We start from the raw sequence: 25,033 nt of genomic DNA, 5'->3' as shown, positions 1-25,033 counted from the left end.
ATGCTCATCGACCCGCGCCCTCGTGCGCCTGTTTCGCTAGGGTGATCGCCTTGTCCGCGTACTCCTCTGCGACGTCGGCGAAGTCGATCGCGTCGCCGTAGTCGGCGGCCGCGGCCTCTTCCCGAGCCTTCCAGAGGTGCTCGCGCGCGGTGTAATACTCGTACGGCGCATACTTCTCTGCGCCGAGCGCCTCGGCCGTCTCGAGCTTGCTCGAGGCCGAGTTCGCGGTGAACGCGTAGAGGGTACCGCCGCAGCCGCCCGTGAGAGCCGCCGCGAGCACCATGCCCGCGCCTGAAATCCAAGTCCCGAATCGCCGCCCGTGCGTCGTCACGATCGCGTTCTTTCTGGAGCGGGCACCTAAGACCGTCTGCCCGGCCGTCGCGACGCTATCAAGGCCGCTCGGCGCACGTCAACCGGCTCGGGTAAGGGAAGGGTGAGGTCAGAGCTTCCGGTAGACGCCGACGACCACGCCGAGGAGCATCGCGGGCTTGAAGTCGCTCGCCCGGACCAGGATCGGCGCCATCGCCGCGTTCGCCGGCTGGAAGCGCACGTAGTCCTTCTCGGGGAAGAAGTACTTCACGGTCGCCTCGTCGCCGATCAGCGCCACCACGATGTCGCCGCGCTGCGCGGTGAGCTGCCGGCGCACGAAGATGTAGTCCCCGCTGAAAATGCCCGCCTCGATCATCGAGTCGCCGGTGACGCGCAGGCCGAACACCTCGCGCCCGCCGCGCACGAGCGTGCGCTCGATCCGGACCGTATCGAGGACGTGCTCCTCGGCGAGGATCGGCAGGCCCGCGGCGATCCGGCCGACGACCGCGATCTCGACGAGGTCGTCCTCCTGGTCGTTCGCAGGGGCGTCGTTCCCACCGTTCACGAGCGCGCCGCGGAGATCGGCGCCGCCGCCGGCGCCCGCGCCGTCGAGATCGCGCGGGCGGAGCGCGCGCGACTTCATGTCCTCGCGCGTGAGGTAGCCCTTGCGCTCGAGCGCCCGGAGGTGATCGTTCACCCCGTTCGTCGAGCGAATCCCCATATGCGCGCCGATCTCGCGCAGCGTCGGCGGGTAGCCGCGCTCGCTGATCGACTGCCGGATATAGTGAAGCACCTGCTGTTGTCGCTCGGTGAGCCCCTGCATCGGGCGGAACCTACTGAACGGTTGGGTAGATGTCAAAAAAGTGTGGAGCCCCCTCTCCAACACCTCGATTTTACTGCGATTTTCTGGATGCCAGCGGCGCCCGCTCGCCCGCCCGCCTCCCATCGCGCCGCGCCGCGCCGTGAGCCGCGAGGCGCGTCGAGCGTGCAGGGTGAACCGAATGGCAGGGCGCCGTTGTGGTCAAGCCTGCTTCGGGCCGCTGTTCCGTGAGCTCACCGCCTGACGGGGCTCCAGCATCGCCCGGATCTCTTCGCCGTCGGCGGCCGCCGCGAACGCCTCCTCCAGCGTGATCATCCGGCGCTGGTAGAGGGACACGAGCGACTGGGCCATCGTCTGCATGCCGCTGCCGGCCTGGCCCACCTGCATCTGCGAGTAGATCTGGTGGAGCTTGTCCTCGCGGATGAGGTTCCGGATCGCCGCGTTCGGGATCATGACCTCCATCGCCATGACGCGCCCCGGGCCGTTCGCGCGCGGCAGGAGGAGCTGCGTCATCACGGCGACGAGCGTGAACGAGAGCTGCTGGCGCACCTGCGACTGCTGGTGCGGCGGGAAGACGTCGATGATGCGGTTGATCGTCGAGATCGCCGAGTTCGTGTGGAGCGTGGCGAACACGAGGTGGCCGGTCTCGGCGATCGTCAGCGCCGACTCGACGGTCTCGAGGTCGCGCATCTCACCGACGAGCACGACGTCCGGATCCTGGCGCAGGGCGTACCGCAGGGCGTCCTTGAACGACGCGGTGTCGGAGCCGATCTCGCGCTGGTTCACGAGCGACAGCTTGTGCGGGTGCAGGTACTCGATCGGATCCTCGATCGTGAGGATGTGCAGCCGCTGCTCCGAGTTGATCTTGTCGATGATGCTCGCGAGCGTGGTCGTCTTGCCCGAGCCCGTCGGGCCCGTCACGAGCACGAGGCCGCGGGGCTTGGCGGTGATGTCGAGCACGACCGGCGGCAGGCCCAGCTCGTCGAAGTTCATGATCCGGAAGGGGATCTGCCGGAACGCGGCCGCGACGGCGCCGCGCTGCATGTAGATGTTGGCGCGGAAGCGGGCGAGCCCCTTCATGCCGAACGAGAGATCGAGCTCGTTGCGCTGCTCGAACGCCGCCACCTGCTCCTCGCTCAGCACCGAGTAGCAGAGCTGCTTCGTGTCGCTCGGCATGAGCGGCGGGAGCTTCAGCGGCACCACCGTGCCGTCGATGCGCAGGAGCGGCGGCGTGCCGCTCGTGATGTGCATGTCGCTCGCGCCCTTCTCCACCATCGCGCGGAGGAGCTGCTGGAGCGTGTACCGGAGGCCTTCCTGTTGCCCGACGAGCTCGGTGCTCATGCGCTCAGTCCCCCATCGTCACGCGGCCGACCTCCTCGGTCGTGGTGACGCCCGCGAGCACCTTCTCGATCCCGCTCATCCGGAGGGTCAGCATCCCGCCCTTGATCGCGGCGGCCTTGAGCTCGGCCGTGGACGCGCCCTGGAGGACCATCTCCTTCAGCGCGTCGGTGAAGCGCATGACCTCGTAGAGCGCGACGCGGCCCTTGTAGCCCGAGCCGTTGCAGGTCTTGCAGCCCGCGCCGCGGACGAGCTCCGCGCGCGCCACCTGCTGCTCCGTGAAGCCGAAGTCGAGGAGCACCCTCGCGTCGACCTTCAGCGGGACGCGGCAGTCGGGGCAGATCTTGCGCGCGAGGCGCTGGGCCAGCACGAGGTTCACGCTGGCGGTGATGAGGAACGGCTCCACGCCCATGTTGAGGAGGCGCGAGATCGTCGACGGCGCGTCGTTCGTGTGCAGCGTCGAGAGCACGAGGTGGCCGGTGAGCGCGGCCTTGACGGCGATCTCGGCCGTCTCGAAGTCGCGGATCTCGCCGACCATGATGATGTCCGGGTCCTGCCGGAGGAACGACCGCAGCGACATCGCGAAGTTCAGCCCGATGTCGTCGTGCATCTGCACCTGGTTGATGCCGTGCAGGTTGTACTCGACAGGGTCCTCGGCGGTGCTGATGTTCGAGCCGATCTGGTTGAGCTCCGACAGCGCCGAGTAGAGCGTCGTCGTCTTGCCGGAGCCGGTCGGGCCGGTGACGAGGACCATGCCCCACGGCTGGCCGATCGCCCACTTGAAGTCGGCGAGCGGCTTCGGATCGAAGCCGAGCTTCGCCATGTCGAGCTGCAGGTTCGACTTGTCGAGGAGGCGGAGGACGATCTTCTCGCCCCAGATCGTCGGCAGCACCGAGACGCGGAAGTCCATCTCCCGGCCCCTGCCCATCTTCAGCTTGATGCGGCCGTCCTGCGGGAGCCTCCGCTCGGCGATGTCGAGCGAGCTCATGATCTTGAGGCGGCTCGAGATCGCGTTCTTCAGCTTGATCGGCGGCTGCATCTCCTCCATCAGCACGCCGTCGATGCGGTAGCGCACGCGGAGCTTCTTCTCGTACGGCTCGACGTGGATGTCGCTCGCGCCCTTCTTGATGGCGTTCAGGAGGATCGCGTTGACGAGCCGGACCACGGGCGCGCCCTCGGCGGCCTTCTCCAGCTCGAGGACGTTCACGTCGTCGGCCTCGACCTGGAAGCCGACCTCCTCCTCCCCGAACTCGCTCAGCACCTCGTCGTAGGAGGGCCCGACGTTGTAGGCGCGCTCGATCGCCTCCGTGATGCCGGTCTCGGACGCGACGACGGGCTCCACGTTGAAGCCCGTGAGGAACTTGATGTCGTCGATCGCGTGGAGGTTCGTCGGATCGGCCATCGCCACGACGAGCGCCGTCCCCGACCTGGAGATGGGGATGATCTTGTGCTTCTCGCAGACGTCCCGCGAGACGAGGCGCGAGACCTCCGCGTCGATCTCGTACTCGTCGAGGGCGACGGCCGGGACGCGGTACTGCGTCGAGAGGAAGCTCGTGATCTCTCCGTCGGAGATGTACCCGAGCTTGGCGAGCGCGTACCCGAGGTTCTGACCTGTCTTGCGCTGCTCCTCTTGGGCTTGCCTGAGCTGCTGGAGGCTGATGAGCTTTTCGCGGACGAGCAGTTCGCCGAGGCGGTTCGTTGTCGACATCGAGGCCGCAAATCCTGCGGGTGACGAGGGAGGGAGTCAACGCTGGCGGTTGGGGCCGGCGCGCATCAAGGGTAGGATGTCGGATGGTGGCGAGGATGGCGCTGCGTGAGTCTCTTTGAGTGGTTCGGGCTCAGGCGGGGGGACAGCCGACGCAGGGCGGCCGAGGCCAAGGAGCTCGCCGGCGATCTCGCGGGGGCGGTCGAGCTGTACCTCGACGCCGGGATGCCGGACGACGCGGCCCGGGTCCTCCTCCTCCGGGCGGACGCCGAGCGCAGCGTCGAGAAGCGGATCGCCTTCTGCGCGTCGGCGTCCCGCATGGCGGAGAGCCCGGAGCTCAAGCGCTCGGCGCTCGGGCGCAAGGCGCTGCTCGCGTTCGATCTGGTGCGCGCGCGGGGCGCGAGCGTGATGCGGAGCGAGGCGCTGGCGGTCGCGCGCGAGCTCGAGGAGGCGGGGGAGCTCGAGCGCGCGGCCGACGCGTACGCCCTGGTGGGCGACACCGAGTCGGAGACGCGGGTGCTGGCCGCGGCGGGCGCGATCGAGCGGCTCGAGGAGCGGCTCCGCTCCGCGATGACCGTCGAGAGGGACCAGCGAGAGCTCGCCGCGGTCCTGCGGTCGATCGCGGATCTCGACCGGATGGCGGAGCGCCGCGAGGCGATCGCGGTGGCCGAGGCCTGGATCGCGGGGAACCGCGGCGGCGAGCAGGTGGCCGACGCCCTGCGCGCGATCCGCGCGCGGCTCCTCTCGGGGCCGATCCTGTCGCTCGAGCTCGGCGGCGCCCTGCTGCGGTGCGCGCTCGGCGACGAGGTCACGATCGGCCGCGGCGAGGCGACCATCGTCGTCGCGTCCCGCGCCGTCAGCAGGACGCACGTGCGGATCCGGCGCGGCCCGTCCGGCGTCGAGGTCGAGGATCTCGGGACGCGCAACGGCACGACGCTGGCGGGCGCGCGGCTCACGGGGCCGCTGCCCGTCGGCCGCGGCGTGCAGCTCCTGCTGGGCGGGGAGGTGCCGTGCGCGATCACGCCGCGGACCGGGGAGGGGTGCGTGGTGGAGATCGCGGGCGATCGCTTCACGGCGCCGCTCGGCGATCTGCCGGTCGGTCCCTGGCGGATCCGCGTCGATCGGGTGGGGGCCTCGGCGTTCGTCGCGCTGAAGACGCCGCCGGGGGCGCCGCCGCCGTTCCTCGGCGACTACCAGCTCGCGCCGTCGGTCGAGCTCTGCGCGGGCGACGCGATCGCCTCGGCGCGCGGGGGGACGGCGGTCTTCCGGCTACCCCCCGCGGGTGAGGCTCCGTCGATCCGGCGTGGCGGCGCCGAGGGCGGCACGGCGTGAGCCTGTGGCGGCGGCTCAAGGAGCGCCTCGGCGGCGCCGCGGCGGACGGCGGTGCGCCGGCGGACGCGCGCGGCGGCGCCGGGCCGGGCGGGGCGGACGCCGGGGGCAGCGCGCATCCGGCGCGAGCGGAGCGGCCGCAGGCGCACGCGCGCGCGTCCCGCGAAGGCGGGAGCGACGACATCGCGCGCCTGCGGAGCTCCGGCACGCGGGAGGGGCCCTCGACGGACGAGGTCATCGCGGTGCTCCGGCGGGCGCGCGGGACGCTCCGGGAGGCCGAGGCCGTGGCGCACCTCGTCGCGGCGATGGAGGAGCGGGTGCTGCCCGATCCGATCCGCGTGGCCTGCGCGGATCTGCTCGCGGCCCGGGGCGACGAGCACGGCGCGCTCGCCGTGCTGGAGGGCGCCGCGTCGCGCGAGCGCGGGGGCGCGTCGCGCGCGCAGCCGGTGTCCTCGACCGAAGGCCTCGTCCTCGCGGCCGATCTCTACGCCTCGCTGGGGCAGCTCCCGCGCGCGGTCGGCGCGATCGAGCGGGTGCTCGTCCGGGAGATCGGCGCGCCGGGCGCGCGCGAGCGCCACCAGCGCTGGCGTGCGGCGCTCGGCGCGGATCGGCCCGCCGCGGTCGCCCGCCTGGACGACGCGACCGTGGTCGCGCCCTCGGCGGGCAAGAGCCCGTTCCGCCTGCTCCGGGAGGTGGCGCGCGGCGGCGCCGGCGCGGTTTACGAGGCCGAGGACGAGGTGCTCGGCCGGCGCATCGGGTTCAAGGTCTACCACGGGCGGGGCGGCGACCGGGCGCACCTCACCCGCGAGGTGCGGCTCGCCGCGGCGCTCGGGGGCCCCGGCGTCGTGCGGGTCTTCGACGCGGACCCCGAGGAGGGGTGGATCGCGCTCGAGTGGATCGCGCGGGGGTCGGTGCGAGACGTGCTCCGCGCCGGCGACGCGGCGGCGCTCGCGCCGATCGCGCGGTGGGCGCGTCCGCTCGCGCGCGCGCTCGCCCGGATCCATGAGCGCGGCTACGTCCACGCGGACGTGAAGCCGGCGAACGTGCTCCTGCGCAACCTCGGCGAGCCCGTGCTCACCGACTTCGGGCTGGCCAGGCCGCGTGGCGCGCCGTCCGCCGGCGGCAGCCCAGGGTACGTCTCACCGGAGCGGCTCGCCGGGCGGGCGAGCGATCCGCGCGATGACATCTACGGCTTCGGCCGCGTGCTCGAGGACGTCCTCGTCCACCTCGATCCGCTCGGCGGCGAGGGGCTCGCTCCCTGGAAGGAGCTGTCGCTGCTGTGCCTCGGCCCGGACGAGGACCGGCCGCCGGACGGCGCCGCGCTCGTCCGGGCCGTCCGCTGAGCGCCGCGGCGGGCTCAGCAAGCTTCGAGGCAGCGCTGGTACCGATCGAGCGCGGCCGCGTCGGTGCCATCGAACGCGCCGCAGGGAGCCTCCGCCGCGCACGCCGACGCGCACCGGACGCGGCCGTCGCACGACGCCTCGGCGGAGATGCCGCTGCCGTGGAAGCCGCACGCCTCGGTGTGCTCCGTCGCCTCATCGCACACGCTCCCGCAGCCGGACGCGAGGGCGACCGCGAGCGCAATTGACGCGGCCGACGCGGCCGACGCGGCTGACGCGGCTGACGCGGCTGACGCGACGCGAGCTGTTCGTGCGCTTCGGGGTGCTTCCGTCCACCAACGACGCCTGCCTTCGCTCATGCCTGTTCTCTGCCGGCTGATCTCTCGTGCGGGGGACCCCACGCTGCGGCGTGGTGCGGCGCAGCGTGGCAACCCGCTTCGCTTCGGGCTCGGCCCTGGGTAGATTGCTCGTCTGCATGCGCGTACGCAACGAGAAGAGGGCGCCCTGATGCGCTTGGCCATCGTCGCCACGCCCAGCTTGCACCGCGATCAGCGGCCGGCGCCCGGCTCGCTCGACGGAGATCTCATCCGGGCCCGCCTCTCGCTGGACGACGCGGGCTTCCGGGTGATCGACGTCGATCCCGCCCGGGATCTCGCGGAGCAGCTCGACACGCTGTTCGACGAGGTCGTTGCGACGCGGAGGACCCTGGTCGACGCGGAGGACGCCGCCCGCGACGATGCGTCCACTCTGCTCCTCTTCTACGCCTCCAGCGCGGTCGCGCTGTCGCCGGACGGGGAGCTCTTCCTCTGCCTCGACCCCGAGAACCCTGGCCTGGGCGACGCGCTGGGCGACATCGCCGCGGTGTTCCGCGATCGCGCGCGCGGCGAGGTGCTCTTCGTCCTCGAGTGCCATCACGGCCCCGGGGCGACCTCGCGCGCCGTCGTCGCCGCCGCGGAGCAGGCGGTGGCGTCTTCCGTGACGGGGGTCGAGCTCCTCGTCGCGGCCCACCCGATCGGCTCGCTCGACGCGGATCTGCCGTCGGTGCTCACCCGCGCCTTCGTCGAGCACCTCGACGAGGCCGAGCCGGAGCGCGGCCTCACCGCGGAGGCGATCTTCCGCCGCGTAGAGGGGAACGCCGAGCTCGCCAGCGCCATCCCGTGCTTCGCGCGGACGGGCGGGCGGGGCTCCTTCGCGGTGCTCGTCCCGCGCGGCGGCGCCCCGGGCGCGCCCCCGGCGGAGCGGCCCGAGGAAGCGCAGCTGGTCGTCGCGGACGAGCGGGACGCCGCCACCACGCCGGCGCCGGCGCCGGACGACCCGGTCGGGCAGTACCTCGCGGCTGGCGACATGCTCGCCGCCGCCGCGGACCTGGAGGGCGCGCTCACGGCGTACAAGAAGGCGCTCGCGCTCGTCGGCGTCGCGCACCGGGACGCCCGCGCGGAGGTGCATCTGCGCATCGCCCAGACCAGGTGGCGCCAGGAGCGGCACCGCGAGGCGATCGAGAGCTTCGACAAGGCGCTCGCGCTCGCGCCGGAGCACCGGCCCGCGCTCGAGGCCCTGGTCGAGCTCCACCTCGCCGCGCGCGATTTCGTCCGGCTGCGCATCGCGGAGGAGCGGCTGCTCACGCGCGTCGAGGGGGACGGCGATCGCTTCGGGCTCCTCGTCCAGTCCGCGGAGCGCTGGGAGAGCATCGCCGGGGAGCCGGCGCGCGCGCTGGAGCTCCTCGAGCGGGCGCGGGAGCTCCGCCCCGACGACCCCGCGGTCTTGCGCGGCCTGGGCCGGCTCTACCAGGCAGCGGGCGACGTCGAGGCGTCGATCGAGGCGCGCCGCTGCCTCATCGAGCGGATGGAGGAGCCCAGGGAGCGGGCGCTCGCGCTCCTGGAGCTCGCCCGCGCCGCGATGCAGGGCGAGGCCCGCGCGACCTTGACCGAGGTCACGCGGGAGCGGGACGGGATCGAGCTGCTCGAGCGCGCGCTGGACGCGGATCCCACGTTCCTCGATCCGCTCTCCCTCATCGCGATCCTCCTCTCGGCGCGGCAGGAATGGGGCGAGCTCGAGCTCGCGTACCGGCGGATGCTCGAGCGGGCGCAGCGCATCTCCGACGTGCGCGTCCGGAGCGACGTCACCTGGGAGCTCTGCCGCCGCCTCGGCATGCTCTTCCGCGATCACCTCGAGGATCCCAGCTCCGCGCTGGAGGCGTTCGAGGGCGCGGTGGACGAGCGACCGGACGACATCCCGGGGCGGCTCAGCGCGGCGTCGCTCGCGCGGGCCGCCGGCCGGCTCGAGCGCGCCGCCGCGCACCTCCAGGCCGCGGCGGTGCTCGATCCCGGCAACGTCCAGGTGTTTCACGACCTGTTCGACACGTTCCAGAAGCTGAGGCGGGTCGACCAGGCGTGGTCCGCGGCGAGCGTGGCCGTCTACCTCGGCGCGGCCGAGGCGCGGGAGCGCTTCATCTTCGAGGAGCACCGCCCGGCGGGCCTCGTCCAGCCTGCGCGCGGGCTGAGCGTCGCGACGTGGGATCTCCTGCGCGCGGGCGATCGCGATCGCGCGCTCGAGGAGGTCCTCGCGTCGGTCGCCGGCGCGGCGATCCGCGCGCGGTTCGCGCAGCGCGTGCGGGAGAAGCGGGCTCCCCAGCTCGATCCGGCGGCGCGCGCCGACGCGGAGCGGAACGCGGCGGGCGTGGTTCGCCTGTTCTCGTGGGCGAGCCGGTGCCTCGGGATCGCCGCGCCGGCGGTCTACCTCCGCAAGGACGCGCCGATCGCGGTCGCCGCGGTGGCGGTCGAGGAGCCGAGCGTCCTCGTCGGCGGCGAGGCGCTCCGCGGGAGGACGGCGGCCGAGCTCGCGTTCCTTGTGGGCAGCCACGTCGCGTACCACGTCGGCCCGCACCGGCTGCTGCTCCATTTCCCGTCGCTCGAGGAGCTCGGCGTCTGTCTGGCCGCGGCGGTGAAGGTGGCGCGGCCGTCGGAGCTCGTCCCCGCCGACCTCGAGGGCGCGGTCCTCGCGCTGGTGCCCCTCCTCGACGAGCACCTGACGGAGAGCGAGCGTGATGCCCTGGAAGCCGCGGTGTTCGAGCTCTACGAGATCCGCGCGCCGCTCGATCTCGCGCACTGGGTGGGATCGGTCGAGCGGTGCGCTGCCCGGGTCGGCTATCTGTTGACCGGCGATCTCTCGGTGGCGGCGTCGTCGCTCTCGCGGGGAGACGCGCCGGGCGTGCTGACGCCCGAGGAGAAGATCGGCGATCTCCTCTCGTTCACGGTCTCGGACGCCTACCACGCCTTGCGCGAGGAGCTCGGCGTCGCGATCGAGCCCTGAGCTTTCCCGTCAGGGGGGGCCGGCCAGGGATGGCTGGACCCTGCGCCGCTGCGCGGTCGAGCGCTCGGCGGCGACAAGGCCCGCGCCGAGCGCTCGACCGCGCGGCGGCCGGCCCGTTCACTCCTTGCCCTGGAGGTACGCGAGGTACGCGTCGTGGCTCGGCGGGCGGCCGAGGAAGCGGGTGACGAGCGCTCCCGCCTCGACGCCGCCGCCCTTCGCGAGCACCTCGTCGCGGAACGCGCGCGCGACGGCGGGGTTCAGCAGGCCTTCCTGCTTGAAGCGGGTGAGCACGTCGCGCGAGAGCGACAGCGCCCACTGGTAGCCGTAGTAGCCCGCGTCGTAGGTGATGAGGTGCCCGAAGCTCGACTGCAGGTGCGTCCCCTTCACGAAGGCGAACGACTCGTTCGCGCGCTGCGCCTGCTCCACGACCACGGTCGCGTCGAAGCCCGGATCGCGGGTGTGGAGCTCCAGATCGATCGACGCGAGGGTGAGCTGCCGCTGCGTCGCGAGCGCTCGACCGAAGCCTCGCGCGCGGGTCATCGCCTGGAAGAGGGCGTCCGGGATCTTCTCGCCGGTCGCGTGGTGCTTCGCGAACAGATCGAGCACCTCGCGCGACCACGCCCACTCCTCGAACATCTGGCTCGGCGCCTCGACGAAGTCGCGCACCGTCGCGGTCCCTGAATAGGAGGCCAGCTCCGAGCGCGTCAGGAGGTGGTGCAGCACGTGCCCGAACTCGTGGAAGAACGTCACCACGTCCTCGTGGGACATCAGCGCCGGCTGTGCCCCCGGCTTCGGGAAGTTGCACTCGAGCGCCGCGACGGGGCTCTGCCACGACCCGTCGTCGAGCAGCTTCGCCGTCCGCACGGTGAACATCGCCGCGTGTTTGTACTTGTCGGGCCTGCTGTAGAGGTCGAGGTAGAACTTGCCGATCAGCTTGCCCTCGGAGCGCACCTCGTACGCGGTCACGTCGGGGTGCCACGCCTTCGCGGGGACCTCCTTGTACTCGAGGGCGTACATCTTCGCGGTGATGTCCATGAGCCCCTGCTTCACCGCGCCGAGCTCGAGGTAATCCGAGAGCGCCTGCGAGTCGAACTGGTACGTGGACGCGCGGACCCGATCCTCGAGGTAGTAGCGATCGGAGGGGGGGAGCTTGTCGGTCGGCTTGCCTCCGAGCCGCACGTGCTCCTTCATCAGCGCGGCGAACTCGGCCTTGGCGGGCTCCTTCAGCGCGGTCCTGACCTGGTCGAGGAAGCCGCGCACGGCGCCGCTCGTCCTGGCCATCCGCGGCTCGATGGCGTAGTCCGCCCAGCTCTTGTAGCCGAGCATCTTCGCCTTCTCGGAGCGGAGCGCGAGGAGGCGATCGATCAGCTTCACGTTCTTCTCGCCGCCGCGGTTGGTGAACAGGACGTAGAGAGCGAGCGCGGCCTTGCGGTCCTTGGCGTAGGTGACGAACGGGAAGAAATCGGGGTAGTCGGTGGTGATCTCGACCTTGCCGTTCGCCTTGGGCGCGTGCTTCGCCACGTACTCCTTGGGCAGCCCCTGGAGGGAGGCGGGCGCGATCTCGATCGATGCGGTCGACGCGGACAGGTTCGACATGAACTCCTGTCCGATGCGGGTGATCTGCTCGTTCACGTCGCGGAGGCGCTGCTGTCGGTCTACCGGCAGCGACAGCCCGTTGCGGCGGAAGTCGCGGAGGACATCGGAGAGCAGCCGGGCGCGCTCACCGCTCAACGCCTCGCGCGCGTCGCCTCTCTCGGCGTACGCCCCGATGACGGCGGCGAGATCGGCGTCCAGCCACATCGCGGTCGTGAACCTGTCGACCTTCGGCTCGCAGAGCCTCGCGGCCTCTCGCACCGCCGCGTCCGGGTGCGCGACCCCCATCAGGTACGGGAACTCGCCCGCGCTGTTCACCTCGAGCGTGGCGTCGTCGAACCGCCCGAGCGTCGCGGCGTAGGTGAGCTTCTCCGGCGGCGCGCCTCGGAGCGCCCTGATCGCGTCGAGGTGCCCCTCCGCGGCGCGCAGGTGCTCGTCGCAGAGCTGCTTCACGCCCTCCACGGTGAGCCCCTGCGCCACGGGATCGAACTCGGCGCGCGGCGGCGTCTCGGGCGGTGCGGTCGTCGCCGGCGTCGACGTCGCCCCCTGCGGCGCGGCGCCGCCGGCCGTGGCCGGCGAGGAGACCCCACCGGTCCGGGTGCCAGCGTTGCAGGCGACGAGCAGGAGAAGTGAGAGGAGCCCTGAGCGCGCGGGTGTGGTGCCGACCTTCATGTCGGTCGGGCTATACCACGGGGAGCGGGGAGGCCCGGGGAGAGCCGCCGGCGATCGGCGCGCACGGTGTGCCGACGACGGCGCGCGCAGCGCCGGTCTTCGAGGGCGGTCCGGCGTTGCGTGCTCTGGCGCACCCGGCGGTGAGCGCCCGTGGGACGGGCGCTCACGCCATGAGGTGCTTCAGACCCTCACTCGGTCTCCGGCGGCAGGTAGGCGAAGAGGCAGTTGTATCCTCGGCTCGTCACGTCGGCGGCGGGCGTCCCGGCCGATACCCTGACGAGCAGCCGGTTGTCCGCAGGGGCCTCCGGGATCGCGACCCGCTCGACGTACAGGTTTTCGTCCTCGGTCTCCGTGGCCGAGTAGGTGGCGGCGTCGATCGATGTGCCGTCTCCGTTCAGCACCTCGGCGCTGAGCTCGCGGACCCCGGACCCGTTGCGCTGCGCTTCGCAGACGACCGAGAACGTCCAGCCCTCTTCGATGTCATCGAGCGGGACCGCATAGATGTCGACGTCGGCGGTCTCTCCGTCGGCGAGCTGGCCCTCGATCGCGTAGCTGACGCCGCCTCCCCCGTTGGGGAAGGAGACGAGGCCGCCTTCCGGCGTCTCCACGACACCGTTGGTCTCCTCCTCGGCCTCGAGGGGATCGGAGCTCATGCGGTTGTGCAGCAGGATGTAAAAGTCGTTCTTTCCTACCTCTCCCGCAGGGCGCTTGACGAAGACGAAGTACTCTTGCCCGGCTTCCACCGGGAGGGTGATATCGCCGCCCTTCGTCGGGTTCACCTTCGCGTACGCGTTGGTCAGATCGGTCGAAGCGAACACCGCGATCTCGCTGACGTCCACCGTCGAGCCGTTGCCCTCGATCCCTGTCGGCTGGTCGGCGATCAGCTGGGCGAGGATGACGTTGTCGACCGCGGGGGTCTCCGGCGGGGTGAACGAATACACGTCGACGTCGGTCGCGCTCTCGAAATTGCCGAACGCGAAGGTGGTGAAGTAGCCCGACTCGTCGTTGTTCAGCTCATAGTGCAGCTGCACGGCCTGCTCGGCGTCATTGTTGGGCTCGGCCTCACCGATGAGGCTGTCGGTATCGCTCTCCGCCGGATCGAGCGAGAGGAGCGCCACCCCGTAGTCGAAGCTCACGACGTCGGCGGGGTTGAAGCAGCCGTTCGGGAAGGCGAACTGCGGGAAGGCGGCGTTGCAATCCTGGACGACGATGAAGTACTCGCCGTCTGCTGGCAGGACGGTGAGCAGCTCGCTGTCATTGGTGAAGCCCCGGGCCGGGTCGTCGTTCTGCGCGAGCTGGTTCCCGTCGGCGTCGAGCAGCGTGAGGACGGTATCCGGGTATGTCGGATCCCTCTCGTCATCCGAAGGCCTCGCGTCGCTCAGGATGTACACCGGCTGCCCCTTGGCTCCGGTGAAGCTGTAGTAGTCAGCGTCCTCTTCCAGTGGCTCGAGCGTCCCCTCGAGCCAACCGTCCTCGGGTTGGATCGGCTCCGCTTCTTCGGGGCTGTCGTTCCCGTCGTCCACCTCGCCTGAGCCCGTGGAGGTGCTGCTGGCGGCGGGGCCGGTGGTCGCGGAGGACGTCGTGGTGCTCCCGGCTCCTCCCTCGCCGCCGCCGCCGCCGTCGCCGTCGTTGTCTCCGCCGCAGCCTGCGGCGGTCGCCGCGATCGTGCCGAGCACGAAGAAACCCAGAAAATGAATCGACTTCATGGCACCTCCAACGTTTTCTATCCCACAGCGACTCCTGGTGTAGCGGCGTGGGAAATATACACCTACGCTTCTGCTCGTCCTGCGCGCCATGGAAGCGCACGCTTTTGTCGGGCGGAGATCTGGAGCATACGTAACGGCCGGGTGCTGCTCCACAACCGAATCGTCGGTATGACGGATCGGCCTGTAGAGCTCGGCGCATGGCGGGTCTGATGGCGATGGATCCGGGCCTGAAGCCCTGAGAAGAAATCCGATCTCCGTTGGTGCGCTTAACGACTTGGGCGGAACACGGAGTTCGCAGGCGGGCTCACCGGCTCGATTCGCCTCCAGCGGCGCGCGCTTCCAGCCGGGATCTGGAGCCGGGTCGAGCCGGCGCCGCGCGGCCGCCCCCTGCTCGCCTCTCGCCGCCGGCTCGGCCGCGTGCTCCGATGGCCGCTGGAACTTTCGCCATGCCCCGTCCCGCGCTCGTCCTGGCCCTGCTGCTCCTCGCTCCCACCCCTGGATGCTCGTCGGACATCGACGCGTGCGAGGTGGTCTGCACCAAGAACGCCGAGTGCCAGACCGACAGCCCTGGAAAGGACACGTGCGTCGCGCTGTGCCTCGAGCTGTCCGACCGCGCGTCCTATGCCACGGCCATCGAGCGCACGGCCGAGTGTTACGAGGAGGAGGACCGATCCTGCGCCGATCTCGCGGGTGGCATCTGCGACTACTCGCCGGAGGATTGAGCGACGAGGCCCGCCGCCTCTCCGGCGCGAGGCGCGCTTGCTACTCGGCCGCCATGAACGGATAGGCGACCGCGCGCGGCGGGGCGAACGTCTCCTTCACGACCCGCGGGGAGACCCAGCGGAGCAGGTTGAACAGGCTGCCCGCCTTGTCGTTCGTGCCGGAGGCGCGCGCGCCGCCGAACGGCTGCTGCCCGACGACGGCGCCGGTCGGCTTGTCGTTGATGTAGAAATTGCCCGCGGCGAAGCGGAGCGCGTCGCTCGCCGCCTCGATGAACGCCCGATCCCGCGCGAACACGGCGCCGGTCAGGCCATACGGCGACGTCTCGTCGCAGAGCGCGAGCGCCGTGTGCTCCTCGCCGTCGGGGTAGACCCAGACCGTGAGCACCGGCCCGAACAGCTCCTCCGCCATCAGCGGGTGGCGCGGATCCGTGGTCTCGATCAGCGTCGGCTCGACGAACCAGCCGTTGCTCCCGTCGTGCGCGCGCGCGCCGCCGCCGCACACGATCGAGCACGCCGCGTCCGACTTCGCCGCGGCGATCCGCCCCGTGAGCCGGGCGTGCGCTCGCTCGTCGATCACCGCGCCCATGAAGTTGCGGAAGTCGGCGACGTCCCCCACGCGGATCGCCCGGATGTGGCCCACGAGCCGGTCCTTGAGGGCCGGCCAGAGCGAGCGGGGGATGTACGCGCGCGACGCGGCCGAGCACTTCTGCCCCTGGAATTCGTAGGCGCCCCGGACGAGCGCCACGGCGAGCGCGTCGACGTCGGCGCTCGCGTGCGCGAAGACGAAGTCCTTCCCGCCGGTCTCGCCCACGATCCTCGGGTAGCTGCGGTAGCGCCCGATGTTCTCCCCGATGCGGCGCCAGATCGACTGGAAGACCGCGGTCGAGCCGGTGAAGTGGATGCCGGCGAAATCCGGATGATCGAGGCACGCGTTCGAGACGAGCTCGGGCGGGCCCATGACGAGGTTGATGACGCCGCGCGGGAGGCCCGCCTCGATCAACAGATCCATCACGAAGTGCGCGGAGTACAGCGCGTTCGCGGACGGCTTCCAGACCACCGTGTTGCCCATCAGCGCCGGGGCCGCGCACAGGTTGCCCGCGATCGCGGTGAAGTTGAACGGCGTCGCCGCGAAGACGAAGCCCTCCAGCGGGCGAGGCTCCGCGAGGTTCCAGATGCCGGGCGCGCTCGCCGGCTGCTCCGCCGCGATCCGGTGCGCGAAGTGGACGTTGTAGCGGAAGAAGTCGATGAGCTCGCAGGCCGAGTCGATCTCCGCCTGGTACGCCGTCTTGCTCTGCCCGAGCATCGTCGCCGCGTTGAGCGTGGGGCGGTACCGGGTCGCGAGCAGCTCGGCCGCCTTGAGGAACACGGCGGCGCGCTCGGTCCACGGCGTCCTCGACCAGGCCGGGTGCGCCCGCCGGGCGGCCTCGATCGCGCGCGCGACGTGCTCGGCGCCGCCTTGGTGGGCGCGGGCGAGGAGGAGGTCGCGCCGGTGCGGCGCGCGGACCTCGTCGAGCGCGCCGGTCCGGATCGCCTCCCCGTCGATGACCATCGGGATCTCGATCGTCTCCCGCGCCCGGCGGTCGAGCTCCGCCTTGAGGGCCGCGCGCTCCGGGCTGCCAGGCGCGTACGTGAGGACGGGCTCGTTCTGAGGGCTCGGGGGCGTGGCGATGGCGTCGATCATGACGCGAGTCTAGCGACGGAGCCGAGGGCGCGCAGGCTCCAGCGCCGCTGCTCTCCGCCGCGGCGTGAGCCAGATGGCCGCGGAGGAGCGCGCTCGGCGCAATCGCGCGATTCGTACGATTCTAACGATGTCAGGCTTCCGGCGTCGCTCGCCTTGGGCAGCGACCACGTCGCCGCTACTCTCGTCAGATGCGCGAGCTCATCACGCCGCCCGATGCGATCCTCGACCCGAGCACGGGAGCGGCGCGCGTCGGGTCGTACCGGGGCGATCTCCCGCGCGTCGACCCGGCGCTCCTCGCGCCGCGCAGGCTCGATCGGCTGCTCAAGCACAAGCGATGGGTCTACGTGGGGATCGCGTCCGACGAGGTCTTCGTCGCCGTCGCGGTCGTTCACCTCGGCTACCTGTCGATCGCGTTCAGCGTCGTCTTCGACAAGGCAGGCCGGCGGTTGCTCGTGGACCGCGCGGCGTTCGGGCCGCCCTTCGCGGCGAGCGTGGGCGACGCGAGCGGCGAAGGCCGCTCCGCGCGCGTGTGGCTCCCCCGCGCGCGCGTCCGGATCGAGCGGCCGCGCACGGACGCGACGACCGCGGTGACCGCCGCGCTCCGCGGCGTCGAGCTCGAGGCGCGGCTCGACGGCCGCGCGGCCCCGCCGGCGCTCTCGGCGATCGCGCAGGCCTCGGATGGCTTCCTGATCACCACCGAGAAGCGCCTGCTCCTCGGCGTCGAGGGCGAGGCGTCGGTGCTCGGTCGCCGCATCTCGCTCGACGGAGCGATCGCCAGCTACGACTACACGGGCGGCCTCCTGCGGCGCCGTACGACCTGGCGCTGGGCCCTCGCGCTGGGGCGCGCGGAGAGCGGCGAGCGCGTCGGCCTGAACCTGGGCGAAGGCTTCGTCGGCGACGCCGAGTGCGCGATCTGGATCGACGGCGAGCTCATCCCGCTCGCCGAGGGCCGGTTCACCTTCGACGCGGCGCGGCCGCTCGATCCGTGGCGCGTCCGGACCGCGGACGGCGCCGTGGATCTACGCTTCGTCCCCGGCGCGGCGCACTCGAACCACACGAACGTCGGCCTGCTCGCGTCGGAGTTCATGCAGCCGATCGGCCTCTACTCGGGCACGATCCGCCTCCCGGACGGGCGGCTTCTTGAGCTCCGGGACGTCCTCGGCGTCACGGAGGACCAGGACATCACCTGGTAGGGGCCGACGGGTCGAGGCCGCGGCTCGCCTCGGTCAGCCGCCGCGGCGCTCGGCGATGAGCTTGTCCAGATCGTCCTCGGTGATGAGCTTCGTGCCGTACTTGCGCGCCTTCACCGCCTTGCTCGACGTGGACGCCACGTCGGCGATGACGAGGTAGTTGAGCTCCTTCGTGACGCTGTTCAGCACCCGGCCGCCGCTCGACTCGACGAGGTGGGTGAGCTCGCCGCGGGGACGCGCGCCCGCGCCGGTGAAGCAGAACGTCAGTCCGGCGAGCGGGCCTTCGGCCTCGGGCGCGACCGGGACGATGCCGGCGGCCAGCAGCCGCCCGATCTCGTCGCTGCGTGCGCGCAGCCCTCGAACGATGCTCGCGGCCTTGATCGCGCCGAGGCCCGGGATGCCGGCGAGCTCGTCCTCGCCGGCGGCGAGCAGCTTTTCGATCGTCGTGTACCCCGCCGACACGAGCAGCCGCGCGGTCTGGATCGCGAACCCCTCGATGCCGAGCGCCGCGAGGAACACCGGCAGCGCGAGCGGGAGGCGGCTCTTCAGCTGCTCCAGGCACTTCGTTGCGCTCTTCTCGCCGCGCCGATCGAGGTCGGCGATGCTCTTGACCGTGAGCTTGTAGAGGTCGAGCGGCTCTCGCACGAGGCCCGCGGCCACCACCTGCTCGATCAGCTTGTCGCCCCACTCCAGCGCGCCGATGGCGTCGATCCAGTTGTGGATGCGCCCCTCGATGAGGGCGCGGCACGCGGCGTTCCGGCAGAGGAGGTACTCTCCCTCGACGACGAGCGGCGCGTTGCAGACCGGACAGACCGATGGAGGGACGGCGACGGGGCCGCGCTTCTCGACGACCTCCTCGACGTACGGGATCACGTCGTTGCGGCGCGAGACCAGCACCTCGTCGCCCACGCCGATGCCGAGGCTCCGCACGTTGGCCGAGTTGTGCAGGGAAGCGCGCCGGACGTTGGCGCCGGCGAGCTCCACCGGCTCGACGATCGCCACCGGGGTGACGCGGCCGCTCGGCCCGGTGTCCCACTGGATCGCCACGACCGTCGTCACCTTGGCGGGCGACGCGAATTTGAAGGCGACCGCGCCGCGCGGCCGGCGGTTGACGTCGCCGAGCAGGCCCTGGACGTGGAGCGAGTCCACGTAGACGACGAGCCCGTCGATCTCGTAGTCGAGGCCCGCGCGGAGCTCGCTCGAGTAGCGCCGGTAGAGCTTCACGACGTCCTCGACGCTGCCGTGCGCGGTCTGCGGTGTCGCGAAGCCGAGCTCGCGCAGCCAGGCGAAGCGCGCCCGGCACGTCGGGATCTCGAGGTGATCGGCGACATCGTAGAAGAGCACCGTGCAGTGCTCCGCCCCCTGGCCGTCGAACCGCTTGGCCGCGCCCGCGGCCATGTTGCGCGGGCTGGTGACGCCGGGGAAGTGGCGCTTCATGTCCGAGAGGCGAAGGATGATCTCTCCGCGCACGGACAGCCGGCCCTTCTCCCGGATCCGCGAGGGGATCCCCTTCATCCGCGCGACGTTCGCGGTGATCCGCTCGCCCCACTCGCCGTCGCCGCGGGTGATGGCGTCGACGAGCTTGCCGCCCTTGTAGATGACCTCGATGGAGATGCCGTCGAGCTTCTCCGCCACGAAGAGGTCACCCGCGACGCTCGAGATGGATCCCGGTGCCGGCGGCGCGGCGCCCGTGCCGCCGTCGCCGTGCCCGTCCTTCACGAGGATCTCGTCGCACCGGGCGACCCAGCCCAGGAGCTCGTCCTCGGAGACGACCTTGTTGAGCGAGCCCATCGGGATCTCGTGCCGCGCCTTCTCCCACTCGGTGATCAGGGAGGCCGAGCCGACCCGGGCGAGCACCGGGTGCGCCGGATCGAGGGCGCGGAGCTCGTCCTCGAGGGCGTCGAACGCCGCGTCCGAGATCTCGGGGTGCCCCGCGTAGTAGCTCGCCCTGTATTTCTCGATGCGCTCGGCGAGCTCTTCGATCCTCGCCTTGTGCTTCGGATCCGTCGCGAGCCCGCCCTGCAGCGCGTTGCGCGCTCCGGCGTCGTCGTGGTGTGCCTGCGTCATCGCTTGCCTCGGCTCACTCGAGCTCCGTGTCGCCGGCGCGCCGGGCGGCGGCGAAGAGATCCCCCATGTCCATCGCGAGCTCGGACGGGAGCTCGTCTTCCCGGAACAGCCTGGCCTCGCGGATCTCGAGCGGGTTCTGCGGGGGGCGCGTCGGCGCGGCGATCCGGGCGGTGACGACGACCGTCACGGCGTGGAACCGGATGTCGCGATCGGGCCGCGAGTACACGCCCACGACCCGCCCGAGCTCGACCTCGGTGACGCCGGCCTCCTCGGCGAGCTCCCGCACGATGCTGTCGCGGAGCGTCTCCCCCCATTCCAGGGTGCCTCCCGGGAGCGCCCAGGTTCCGGTGTCGCTGCGGCGAACGAGCAGCCACCGGCCGTCGGCGGTCTGAGCGGCGGCGGCGATGCCGACGACAGGTCGCCGGAGCAGCGCGCGCGCGACCTCCTTGGCGAGGGCGAGCACGGAGCGCGGCAACAGCGACAGGGGAGCGATTTCCATGAGAATTTTTGTGACGTGCGGGGAAAGCATAGGAGCGATCGGGCGCCGCCGGGAGAGGGTTCCGTGCGGCCTTGGCGGATCCTGCGGACGTTCATGAGCCGTGCGGCTCAGGCTCGGTCGCGGGAGAGAGGCAGGCTACGCTCGTCCCCATCATGGCGATCGTGCGGAGGGCGATGCGCGCTCCTGTCGGGTTGTACGGCTGGGCTGTCCTCTGCGGCGTGATGGCCTGGGGTGCGGCGCTTGCGCTCGCGTCGCTCCCGAGCTGCACCGACGAGCGGCCCCCGTCGCCGCGCCCTCAGGCGGGCAGCTCCACCAGCGCGGGCGCCTCGGGGGGAGCGCCGCCCGATGCGGGCGATGAAAAGGGGCCGTCGAACGTCTGCGAATGCCTCGCGGCCTATGGCGGCGAAGCCGGGCGCTGCGGCGATTGCTTCAACGAGCATGCGTCCCGCGGTGGGCGCTGCGAGGCGGAACTCGCGGCGTGCGACGGGGAGCCTGAGTGCAGGCCGATCAGCCTGTGCCTCAAGGGGTGCGGCCGCAAGAAAGCCTGCCAGACGGCGTGTGTGTTCCCGGACGAAGCGGGCGCCGCCCACCGGATGTTCCAGCGGGTGCTCGCCTGTGTGTGCGCCGCGTGCAGCGCCAGGTGCACCTACTCCGGTGCGCCGCTCGAGTGCGCCGCGCCCGCCGAGGTGGACGGCAGCGGTGGAGCCGCCGGCGCCGGCGGGGCAGGTGGCGCTGGTGGCGGTGGGGCTGCTGGCGCTGGCGGGGCAGGTGCCGCTGGCGCTGGCGGAGCTGCTGGGGCAGGTGGCGGCGGGGCTGCTGGCGCCGGCGGGGCAGGTGGCGCTGCCGGAGCGCCCGGAGATCGAGGAATCTGACGAGCCCTGCGCTCCCGTCGGCGCGCGGTCCACGCCGGGTCCCCGTGCGGTAGGCTTGCCGCATGGAGAAACCGGTGATCTGGGCGGCCCTTCAGCTCTCCAGCCAGGAGAACGTGAGCGAGAACCTGGCGCGGGTCGAGGTGCTCGTCGTCGAGGCGGCGCGCCGTGGGGCGACGACGGTCGTGCTGCCCGAGAACTTCGCGTACATGGGCAACGAGGAGGGGAAGCGCAACATCGCGGAGGACCTCGACGCTGGCGGCGGTCCGATCGCGCGTCGTCTCGCCGACGCGGCGCGCTCCGCCCGGGTGACCATCGTGGCCGGCGGCTTCCCCGAGCGCGCGCACGATCCGGCGCGGCCGTACAACACCTGCGCGGTCTTCGGGGCCGACGGCCGGCTCACCGCGCGCTACAGGAAGATTCATCTCTTCGACGTCGAGATCGCCGACGGAACGAAGTACCGCGAGTCGGCGTCGACGACCGCCGGGGATCGCCCCGTCGTCACCGAGATCGACGGCGTGAAGCTCGGGCTGTCGATCTGCTACGACGTCCGGTTCCCGGAGCTCTACCGCGCGCTCTCGTCCGCTGGCGCAGAGGCGATCGCCGTCCCTGCGGCGTTCACCCTGCTCACCGGCAAGGACCACTGGCTGGTCCTGCTCCGCGCGCGGGCCATCGAGGCCCAGGCGTACGTCGTGGCCGCGGCACAGTGGGGCAAGCATCCTGGCGGGCGGGCGACGTTCGGGAAATCGTGCGTCATCGATCCGTGGGGTGAGGTGATCGCTCAGGCCTCGGAAGGGGAGGGGATCGCGATGGCGATGCTCGACCCGTCCTACCTCGATCGGGTCAGGGCGAACCTACCGTCGCTCACGCACCGGAGGCTCTGATCGTCGTGTCATGGGGGTAAGCACTTTGTCCTCGCACCGGAGGCGGCGGTGCCAGCGCTCCACAGGATCGATCTCTGCCGTCAGCTCACTCGGCAGAGGCGTCGCTCGGCTCCGTCTCTCCGGCCGAGGGCGGCGTGCTGCCGCGCTTGGACAGGAGGGCGCGGAGCTCTGCAGGCCTGCGGAAGCCGATGCGGCGGGCGACCTCTCCCTCGGTTAGCCCCTCATGCAGGAGCGCTCGCGCGCGCTCCGCACGCACCTCATCGTAATAGACGTGGGGCGATGACCCGAAGGCCGCGCGGAACAGCCGTGCGAAGTGAAACTCGGACAGATCGAGGTCCAGCGCGACCTCGTAAGAACGGATCCTCTGGCCTGCTTCCGCGGCGCTGCGGATGCGGTCGCGGCCGAGCAGGATCCGCTCCGAGGTACTGCGCGGCAGCGGGGTTGCCGAGCGCAGTGGTGGCGTGGATCGGGAGGCGCCGGTCGCCACAGCGCGCTCGCGCGGCAGCTGCGCGCCGTGGCTCGGCGCAGCGACGCCATGCGCCGGGAGCGACGTCGGCCGTGCGGCAGGCGCGCCGCTCGGAACCGACAGGGAACATGCGGCCGGCATGCTGTGGGACGAGGAGGGTGCGATCGGAGTCGAGATGGGAAGCGCAGTCGTCACGAGTACCTCTCCAGCGGTGAAAGGGCGGTGTCTCGCGGTCATCGCGGCCACCGGCGCGACGTATTGCAACCAGCAGGCCGCAAGCTGACGCAGCGCTCTCGGCTCACGCGATTCGGCATTCAGCAGCACAAAATCCCGCGATTGCCCGGCAGCCTGCTCGCGATGTCCGACGGGGTGTGGCCTGCCGTTCACGTGGCACAGGCGCCAGAGATCACCCGCGGTTGGCACATTGTGTCTTCGCGACGAGCACGCCATGGCGGTCGCCTGCATCGCGACATCCTCGCGGCGAGCTCATGGCGGTCAAAGGGATGAATGCTGGAGCGAGGCGCCGCATCCAACGAGGTCCGCGCGAGGCGCGGAGTCGCCGCGACCCCTCGAACGAGGGATCGGAGGGATCGATGTCAGACGTCGATCTCGGCGTTCGGCGCGCGCTCCATGATGAAGCGGAAGCGCGCCTGGGCGTCCTTGCCCATCAGCTCGTTCAGGATGCGATCGGTCTCGATCTCTCCCTCGATCACGATGCGCAGCGCGCGCCGGCGTCGGATGTCGAGCGTGGTCGCCTTGAGGTCCTCCGCGGGCATCTCGCCGAGCCCCTTGAACCGCGAGATATCCGCCTTGGCCGTCTTGGGGAGCTTCGCGAGGACCCGGTCGCGCTCCGCGTCGTCGAGCGCCCAGTGCGTCTCCTTGCCGACGTCGATCCTGTAGAGGGGCGGCTGCGCGAGGAACACGTGCCCGCCGCGGAGCAGGCCGGGCAGGTGCCGGTAGAAGAACGTCAGCAGCAGCGTCGCGATGTGCTGGCCGTCGCTGTCGGCGTCCATGAGTAGAAAAATCCTTCCGTAACGCAACTTGGAGGCATCGAAGTCCTTTCCAAAGCCGCAGCCCAGCGCGCTCACGATGTCCTGGAGCTCCTTGTTGCCGAGCACCTTCGAGGTCGAGGCCTGCTCCGCGTTGAGCACCTTGCCGCGGAGCGGGAGGATCGCCTGGGTCCGGCGGTCCCGGCCCTGCTTGGCCGAGCCACCTGCGCTGTCGCCCTCGACGATGAAGAGCTCGCTCTCGCTCGGATCGGTCGAGGCGCAATCGGCGAGCTTCCCCGGCAGGTTCAGCCGGTGCGACACCGGCGTCTTGCGCAGGACCTGCTGGGTCGCCTCGCGCCGCGCCTCCCTGGCGCGCGCCGCCAGGATCGCGCGGGCCACGATCGACTCGCCGGCCGTGCCGTTGTGGAGCATCCACTGCTCGAGCGCCGGCCGGACCATGCCCTCGACCGCCGGCCCGGCCTCGGCGTTGTTGAGTCGATCCTTCGTCTGCCCCTGGAACTGCGGATCCTGGATGTAGATGGACAGGACACCCACGATCCCCTCGCGGATGTCGTCGGCCGTCAGCGTGACCCCCTTCGGCTGGACCTTCTTCGCGTCCATGAACGCGCGGACCGCCTTCACGATCGCGCCGCTGAAGCCGGACTCGTGCGCGCCGCCCGCGTGCGTCGGGATGCCGTTGACGTACGACTTCACGTACTCGTCGGTCGACTCCGTCCACTGGAGCGCCGCCTCCAGGCGGATCTCGCCCTCGCGCGCGACGTAGAAGATGGACGGGTGCGTCACCGGCTTGCCGCGCTGGGCGACCAGCTTCGGCAAGAAGTCCGCGATGCCGTTCGGGTGGAGGAGCTCGATCGACTCTCCGGACGAGAGATCGCGGAACGCGATCTCGAGCCCTCCGTGGAGGTACGCCTTGGCCTCCAGGCGCTCGCGGATGGTCTCGGGATCGAAGCGCCGGCCCTGCCCGAAGATCTCCGGATCGGGCCTGAAATGGATGGTCGTGCCGTGCTTGCGGGTGGGCGCGCCCTTCTTGAGCTTGCTGGTCGGCGCGCCGCGCGAGAACGTCTGCTGGTGCTCGGACCCGTCGCGCAGCACCCGGACCTCGACGAGCTCGGAGAGCGCGTTGACGACGCTCGATCCGACGCCGTGGAGCCCGCCTGAGACTTTGTAGTTGTCGCTCGCGAACTTCCCGCCTGCGTGCAGCGTGCAGAAGATGAGCTCGAGCGCGGGGCGCTTGTACCTGGGATGGACGTCCACCGGGATGCCGCGCCCGTCGTCGGTCACCGTGGCGCCCTGGAGATCGGCGTCGAGCGTCACCTCGATCCGCTTCGCGTGCCCGTTGATGGCCTCGTCGACGGCGTTGTCGACGATCTCCCAGAGCAGGTGGTGGTAGCCCCTCGCGTCGGTGCCGCCGATGTACATGGCGGGGCGCTTGCGGACGGGCTCGAGCCCCTCGAGCACCTCGATGTCAGCGGCCGTGTAACGTGCGCCGGAAGCGGCGCGGACCGGGGAATTCGTGGCGGCCAT

19 protein-coding genes are annotated in these 25,033 nt (G+C 71.3%); 7 read left to right on the top strand and 12 right to left on the bottom strand.

Going from position 1 to position 25,033, the window contains the following annotated elements; genetic code table 11:
* Positions 1-4: 4 nt before the first annotated feature.
* The 4 genes from WMF34_RS23090 to pilB form a co-directional block, all read right to left on the bottom strand.
* Complete coding sequence (locus tag WMF34_RS23090; RefSeq protein ID WP_012237102.1) at positions 5-331, bottom strand: DUF4398 domain-containing protein; 327 nt, start codon at positions 329-331, stop codon at positions 5-7.
* 108 nt (positions 332-439) lie between these two features.
* Positions 440-1,132 carry a transcriptional repressor LexA gene (gene lexA, locus WMF34_RS23085; RefSeq protein ID WP_012237101.1) on the bottom strand — a complete coding sequence of 231 codons (693 nt, stop codon included), beginning with the start codon at positions 1,130-1,132 and terminating at the stop codon, positions 440-442.
* A gap of 198 nt (positions 1,133-1,330) precedes the next feature.
* Positions 1,331-2,470 carry a type IV pilus twitching motility protein PilT gene (locus WMF34_RS23080; RefSeq protein WP_012237100.1) on the bottom strand — a complete coding sequence of 380 codons (1,140 nt, stop codon included), beginning with the start codon at positions 2,468-2,470 and terminating at the stop codon, positions 1,331-1,333.
* Positions 2,471-2,474: 4 nt separating this feature from the next.
* Positions 2,475-4,175 carry a type IV-A pilus assembly ATPase PilB gene (pilB, locus tag WMF34_RS23075; protein WP_012237099.1) on the bottom strand — a complete coding sequence of 567 codons (1,701 nt, stop codon included), beginning with the start codon at positions 4,173-4,175 and terminating at the stop codon, positions 2,475-2,477.
* 105 nt (positions 4,176-4,280) lie between these two features.
* On the opposite strand from pilB, the gene WMF34_RS23070 reads away from it, so the two are divergent.
* Together WMF34_RS23070 and WMF34_RS23065 are read left to right on the top strand one after the other, a co-directional pair.
* The gene (locus tag WMF34_RS23070; RefSeq protein ID WP_437994559.1) at positions 4,281-5,504 is read left to right on the top strand and encodes an FHA domain-containing protein; all 1,224 of its coding nucleotides are present in this window, start codon (positions 4,281-4,283) and stop codon (positions 5,502-5,504) included.
* Positions 5,501-6,844, top strand: a complete 1,344-nt coding sequence (locus tag WMF34_RS23065) for a serine/threonine-protein kinase (RefSeq protein WP_437994558.1) — start codon at positions 5,501-5,503, stop codon at positions 6,842-6,844. The genes WMF34_RS23070 and WMF34_RS23065 overlap by 4 nt, the downstream gene beginning before the upstream one ends.
* A gap of 14 nt (positions 6,845-6,858) precedes the next feature.
* Here the strand turns inward: WMF34_RS23065 and WMF34_RS23060 are convergent, their stop codons facing one another.
* A complete protein-coding gene (locus WMF34_RS23060) occupies positions 6,859-7,047 on the bottom strand; it encodes a hypothetical protein (RefSeq protein ID WP_044965527.1) in 189 nt (62 codons plus the stop codon).
* A 301-nt stretch (positions 7,048-7,348) separates the two neighbouring features.
* Between WMF34_RS23060 and WMF34_RS23055 the strand changes: the two genes are divergently transcribed.
* On the top strand, positions 7,349-10,150 hold the full coding sequence (locus WMF34_RS23055) for a tetratricopeptide repeat protein (protein ID WP_437994557.1): 2,802 nt from the start codon (positions 7,349-7,351) through the stop codon (positions 10,148-10,150).
* Between the two features lie 117 nt (positions 10,151-10,267).
* Here WMF34_RS23055 and WMF34_RS23050 read toward each other — a convergent pair whose 3' ends face one another.
* Positions 10,268-12,415, bottom strand: coding sequence for a M3 family metallopeptidase (locus WMF34_RS23050; RefSeq protein ID WP_437994556.1), 2,148 nt, complete (start codon positions 12,413-12,415; stop codon positions 10,268-10,270).
* 188 nt (positions 12,416-12,603) lie between these two features.
* Positions 12,604-14,121 (bottom strand): PPC domain-containing protein, encoded by a 1,518-nt coding sequence (locus WMF34_RS23045; RefSeq protein ID WP_437994555.1) that lies wholly within the window; start codon positions 14,119-14,121, stop codon positions 12,604-12,606.
* Between the two features lie 446 nt (positions 14,122-14,567).
* Between WMF34_RS23045 and WMF34_RS23040 the strand changes: the two genes are divergently transcribed.
* Positions 14,568-14,843 carry a hypothetical protein gene (locus tag WMF34_RS23040; protein ID WP_437994554.1) on the top strand — a complete coding sequence of 92 codons (276 nt, stop codon included), beginning with the start codon at positions 14,568-14,570 and terminating at the stop codon, positions 14,841-14,843.
* Positions 14,844-14,883: 40 nt separating this feature from the next.
* Here WMF34_RS23040 and pruA read toward each other — a convergent pair whose 3' ends face one another.
* Positions 14,884-16,524 carry an L-glutamate gamma-semialdehyde dehydrogenase gene (gene pruA / locus WMF34_RS23035; protein WP_437994553.1) on the bottom strand — a complete coding sequence of 547 codons (1,641 nt, stop codon included), beginning with the start codon at positions 16,522-16,524 and terminating at the stop codon, positions 14,884-14,886.
* A gap of 188 nt (positions 16,525-16,712) precedes the next feature.
* Here pruA and WMF34_RS23030 point away from each other — a divergent pair, with 188 nt between their 5' ends.
* A complete protein-coding gene (locus tag WMF34_RS23030; protein ID WP_437994552.1) occupies positions 16,713-17,717 on the top strand; it encodes a DUF2804 domain-containing protein in 1,005 nt (334 codons plus the stop codon).
* Between the two features lie 33 nt (positions 17,718-17,750).
* Here WMF34_RS23030 and ligA read toward each other — a convergent pair whose 3' ends face one another.
* Both ligA and WMF34_RS23020 read right to left on the bottom strand, forming a co-directional pair.
* A complete protein-coding gene (gene ligA / locus WMF34_RS23025; protein WP_437994551.1) occupies positions 17,751-19,781 on the bottom strand; it encodes an NAD-dependent DNA ligase LigA in 2,031 nt (676 codons plus the stop codon).
* A 13-nt stretch (positions 19,782-19,794) separates the two neighbouring features.
* Complete coding sequence (locus WMF34_RS23020; RefSeq protein ID WP_231865014.1) at positions 19,795-20,280, bottom strand: NUDIX hydrolase; 486 nt, start codon at positions 20,278-20,280, stop codon at positions 19,795-19,797.
* 152 nt (positions 20,281-20,432) lie between these two features.
* On the opposite strand from WMF34_RS23020, the gene WMF34_RS23015 reads away from it, so the two are divergent.
* Both WMF34_RS23015 and WMF34_RS23010 read left to right on the top strand, forming a co-directional pair.
* Complete coding sequence (locus tag WMF34_RS23015) at positions 20,433-21,152, top strand: hypothetical protein (RefSeq protein WP_157906851.1); 720 nt, start codon at positions 20,433-20,435, stop codon at positions 21,150-21,152.
* Between the two features lie 62 nt (positions 21,153-21,214).
* Complete coding sequence (locus tag WMF34_RS23010) at positions 21,215-22,033, top strand: carbon-nitrogen hydrolase family protein (protein ID WP_012237086.1); 819 nt, start codon at positions 21,215-21,217, stop codon at positions 22,031-22,033.
* 85 nt (positions 22,034-22,118) lie between these two features.
* Here the strand turns inward: WMF34_RS23010 and WMF34_RS23005 are convergent, their stop codons facing one another.
* A complete protein-coding gene (locus WMF34_RS23005) occupies positions 22,119-22,964 on the bottom strand; it encodes a helix-turn-helix domain-containing protein (RefSeq protein ID WP_437994550.1) in 846 nt (281 codons plus the stop codon).
* Positions 22,965-23,095: 131 nt separating this feature from the next.
* Complete coding sequence (locus WMF34_RS23000) at positions 23,096-25,033, bottom strand: DNA gyrase/topoisomerase IV subunit B (RefSeq protein ID WP_012237084.1); 1,938 nt, start codon at positions 25,031-25,033, stop codon at positions 23,096-23,098.

It is taken from the genome of Sorangium sp. So ce145 (assembly GCF_051525985.1).
Lineage (GTDB): Bacteria > Myxococcota_A > Polyangia > Polyangiales > Polyangiaceae > Sorangium > Sorangium cellulosum_B.
The sequence above is the reverse complement of the archived record's forward strand: the minus strand, read 5'-3'. Positions and strand labels throughout refer to the sequence as shown.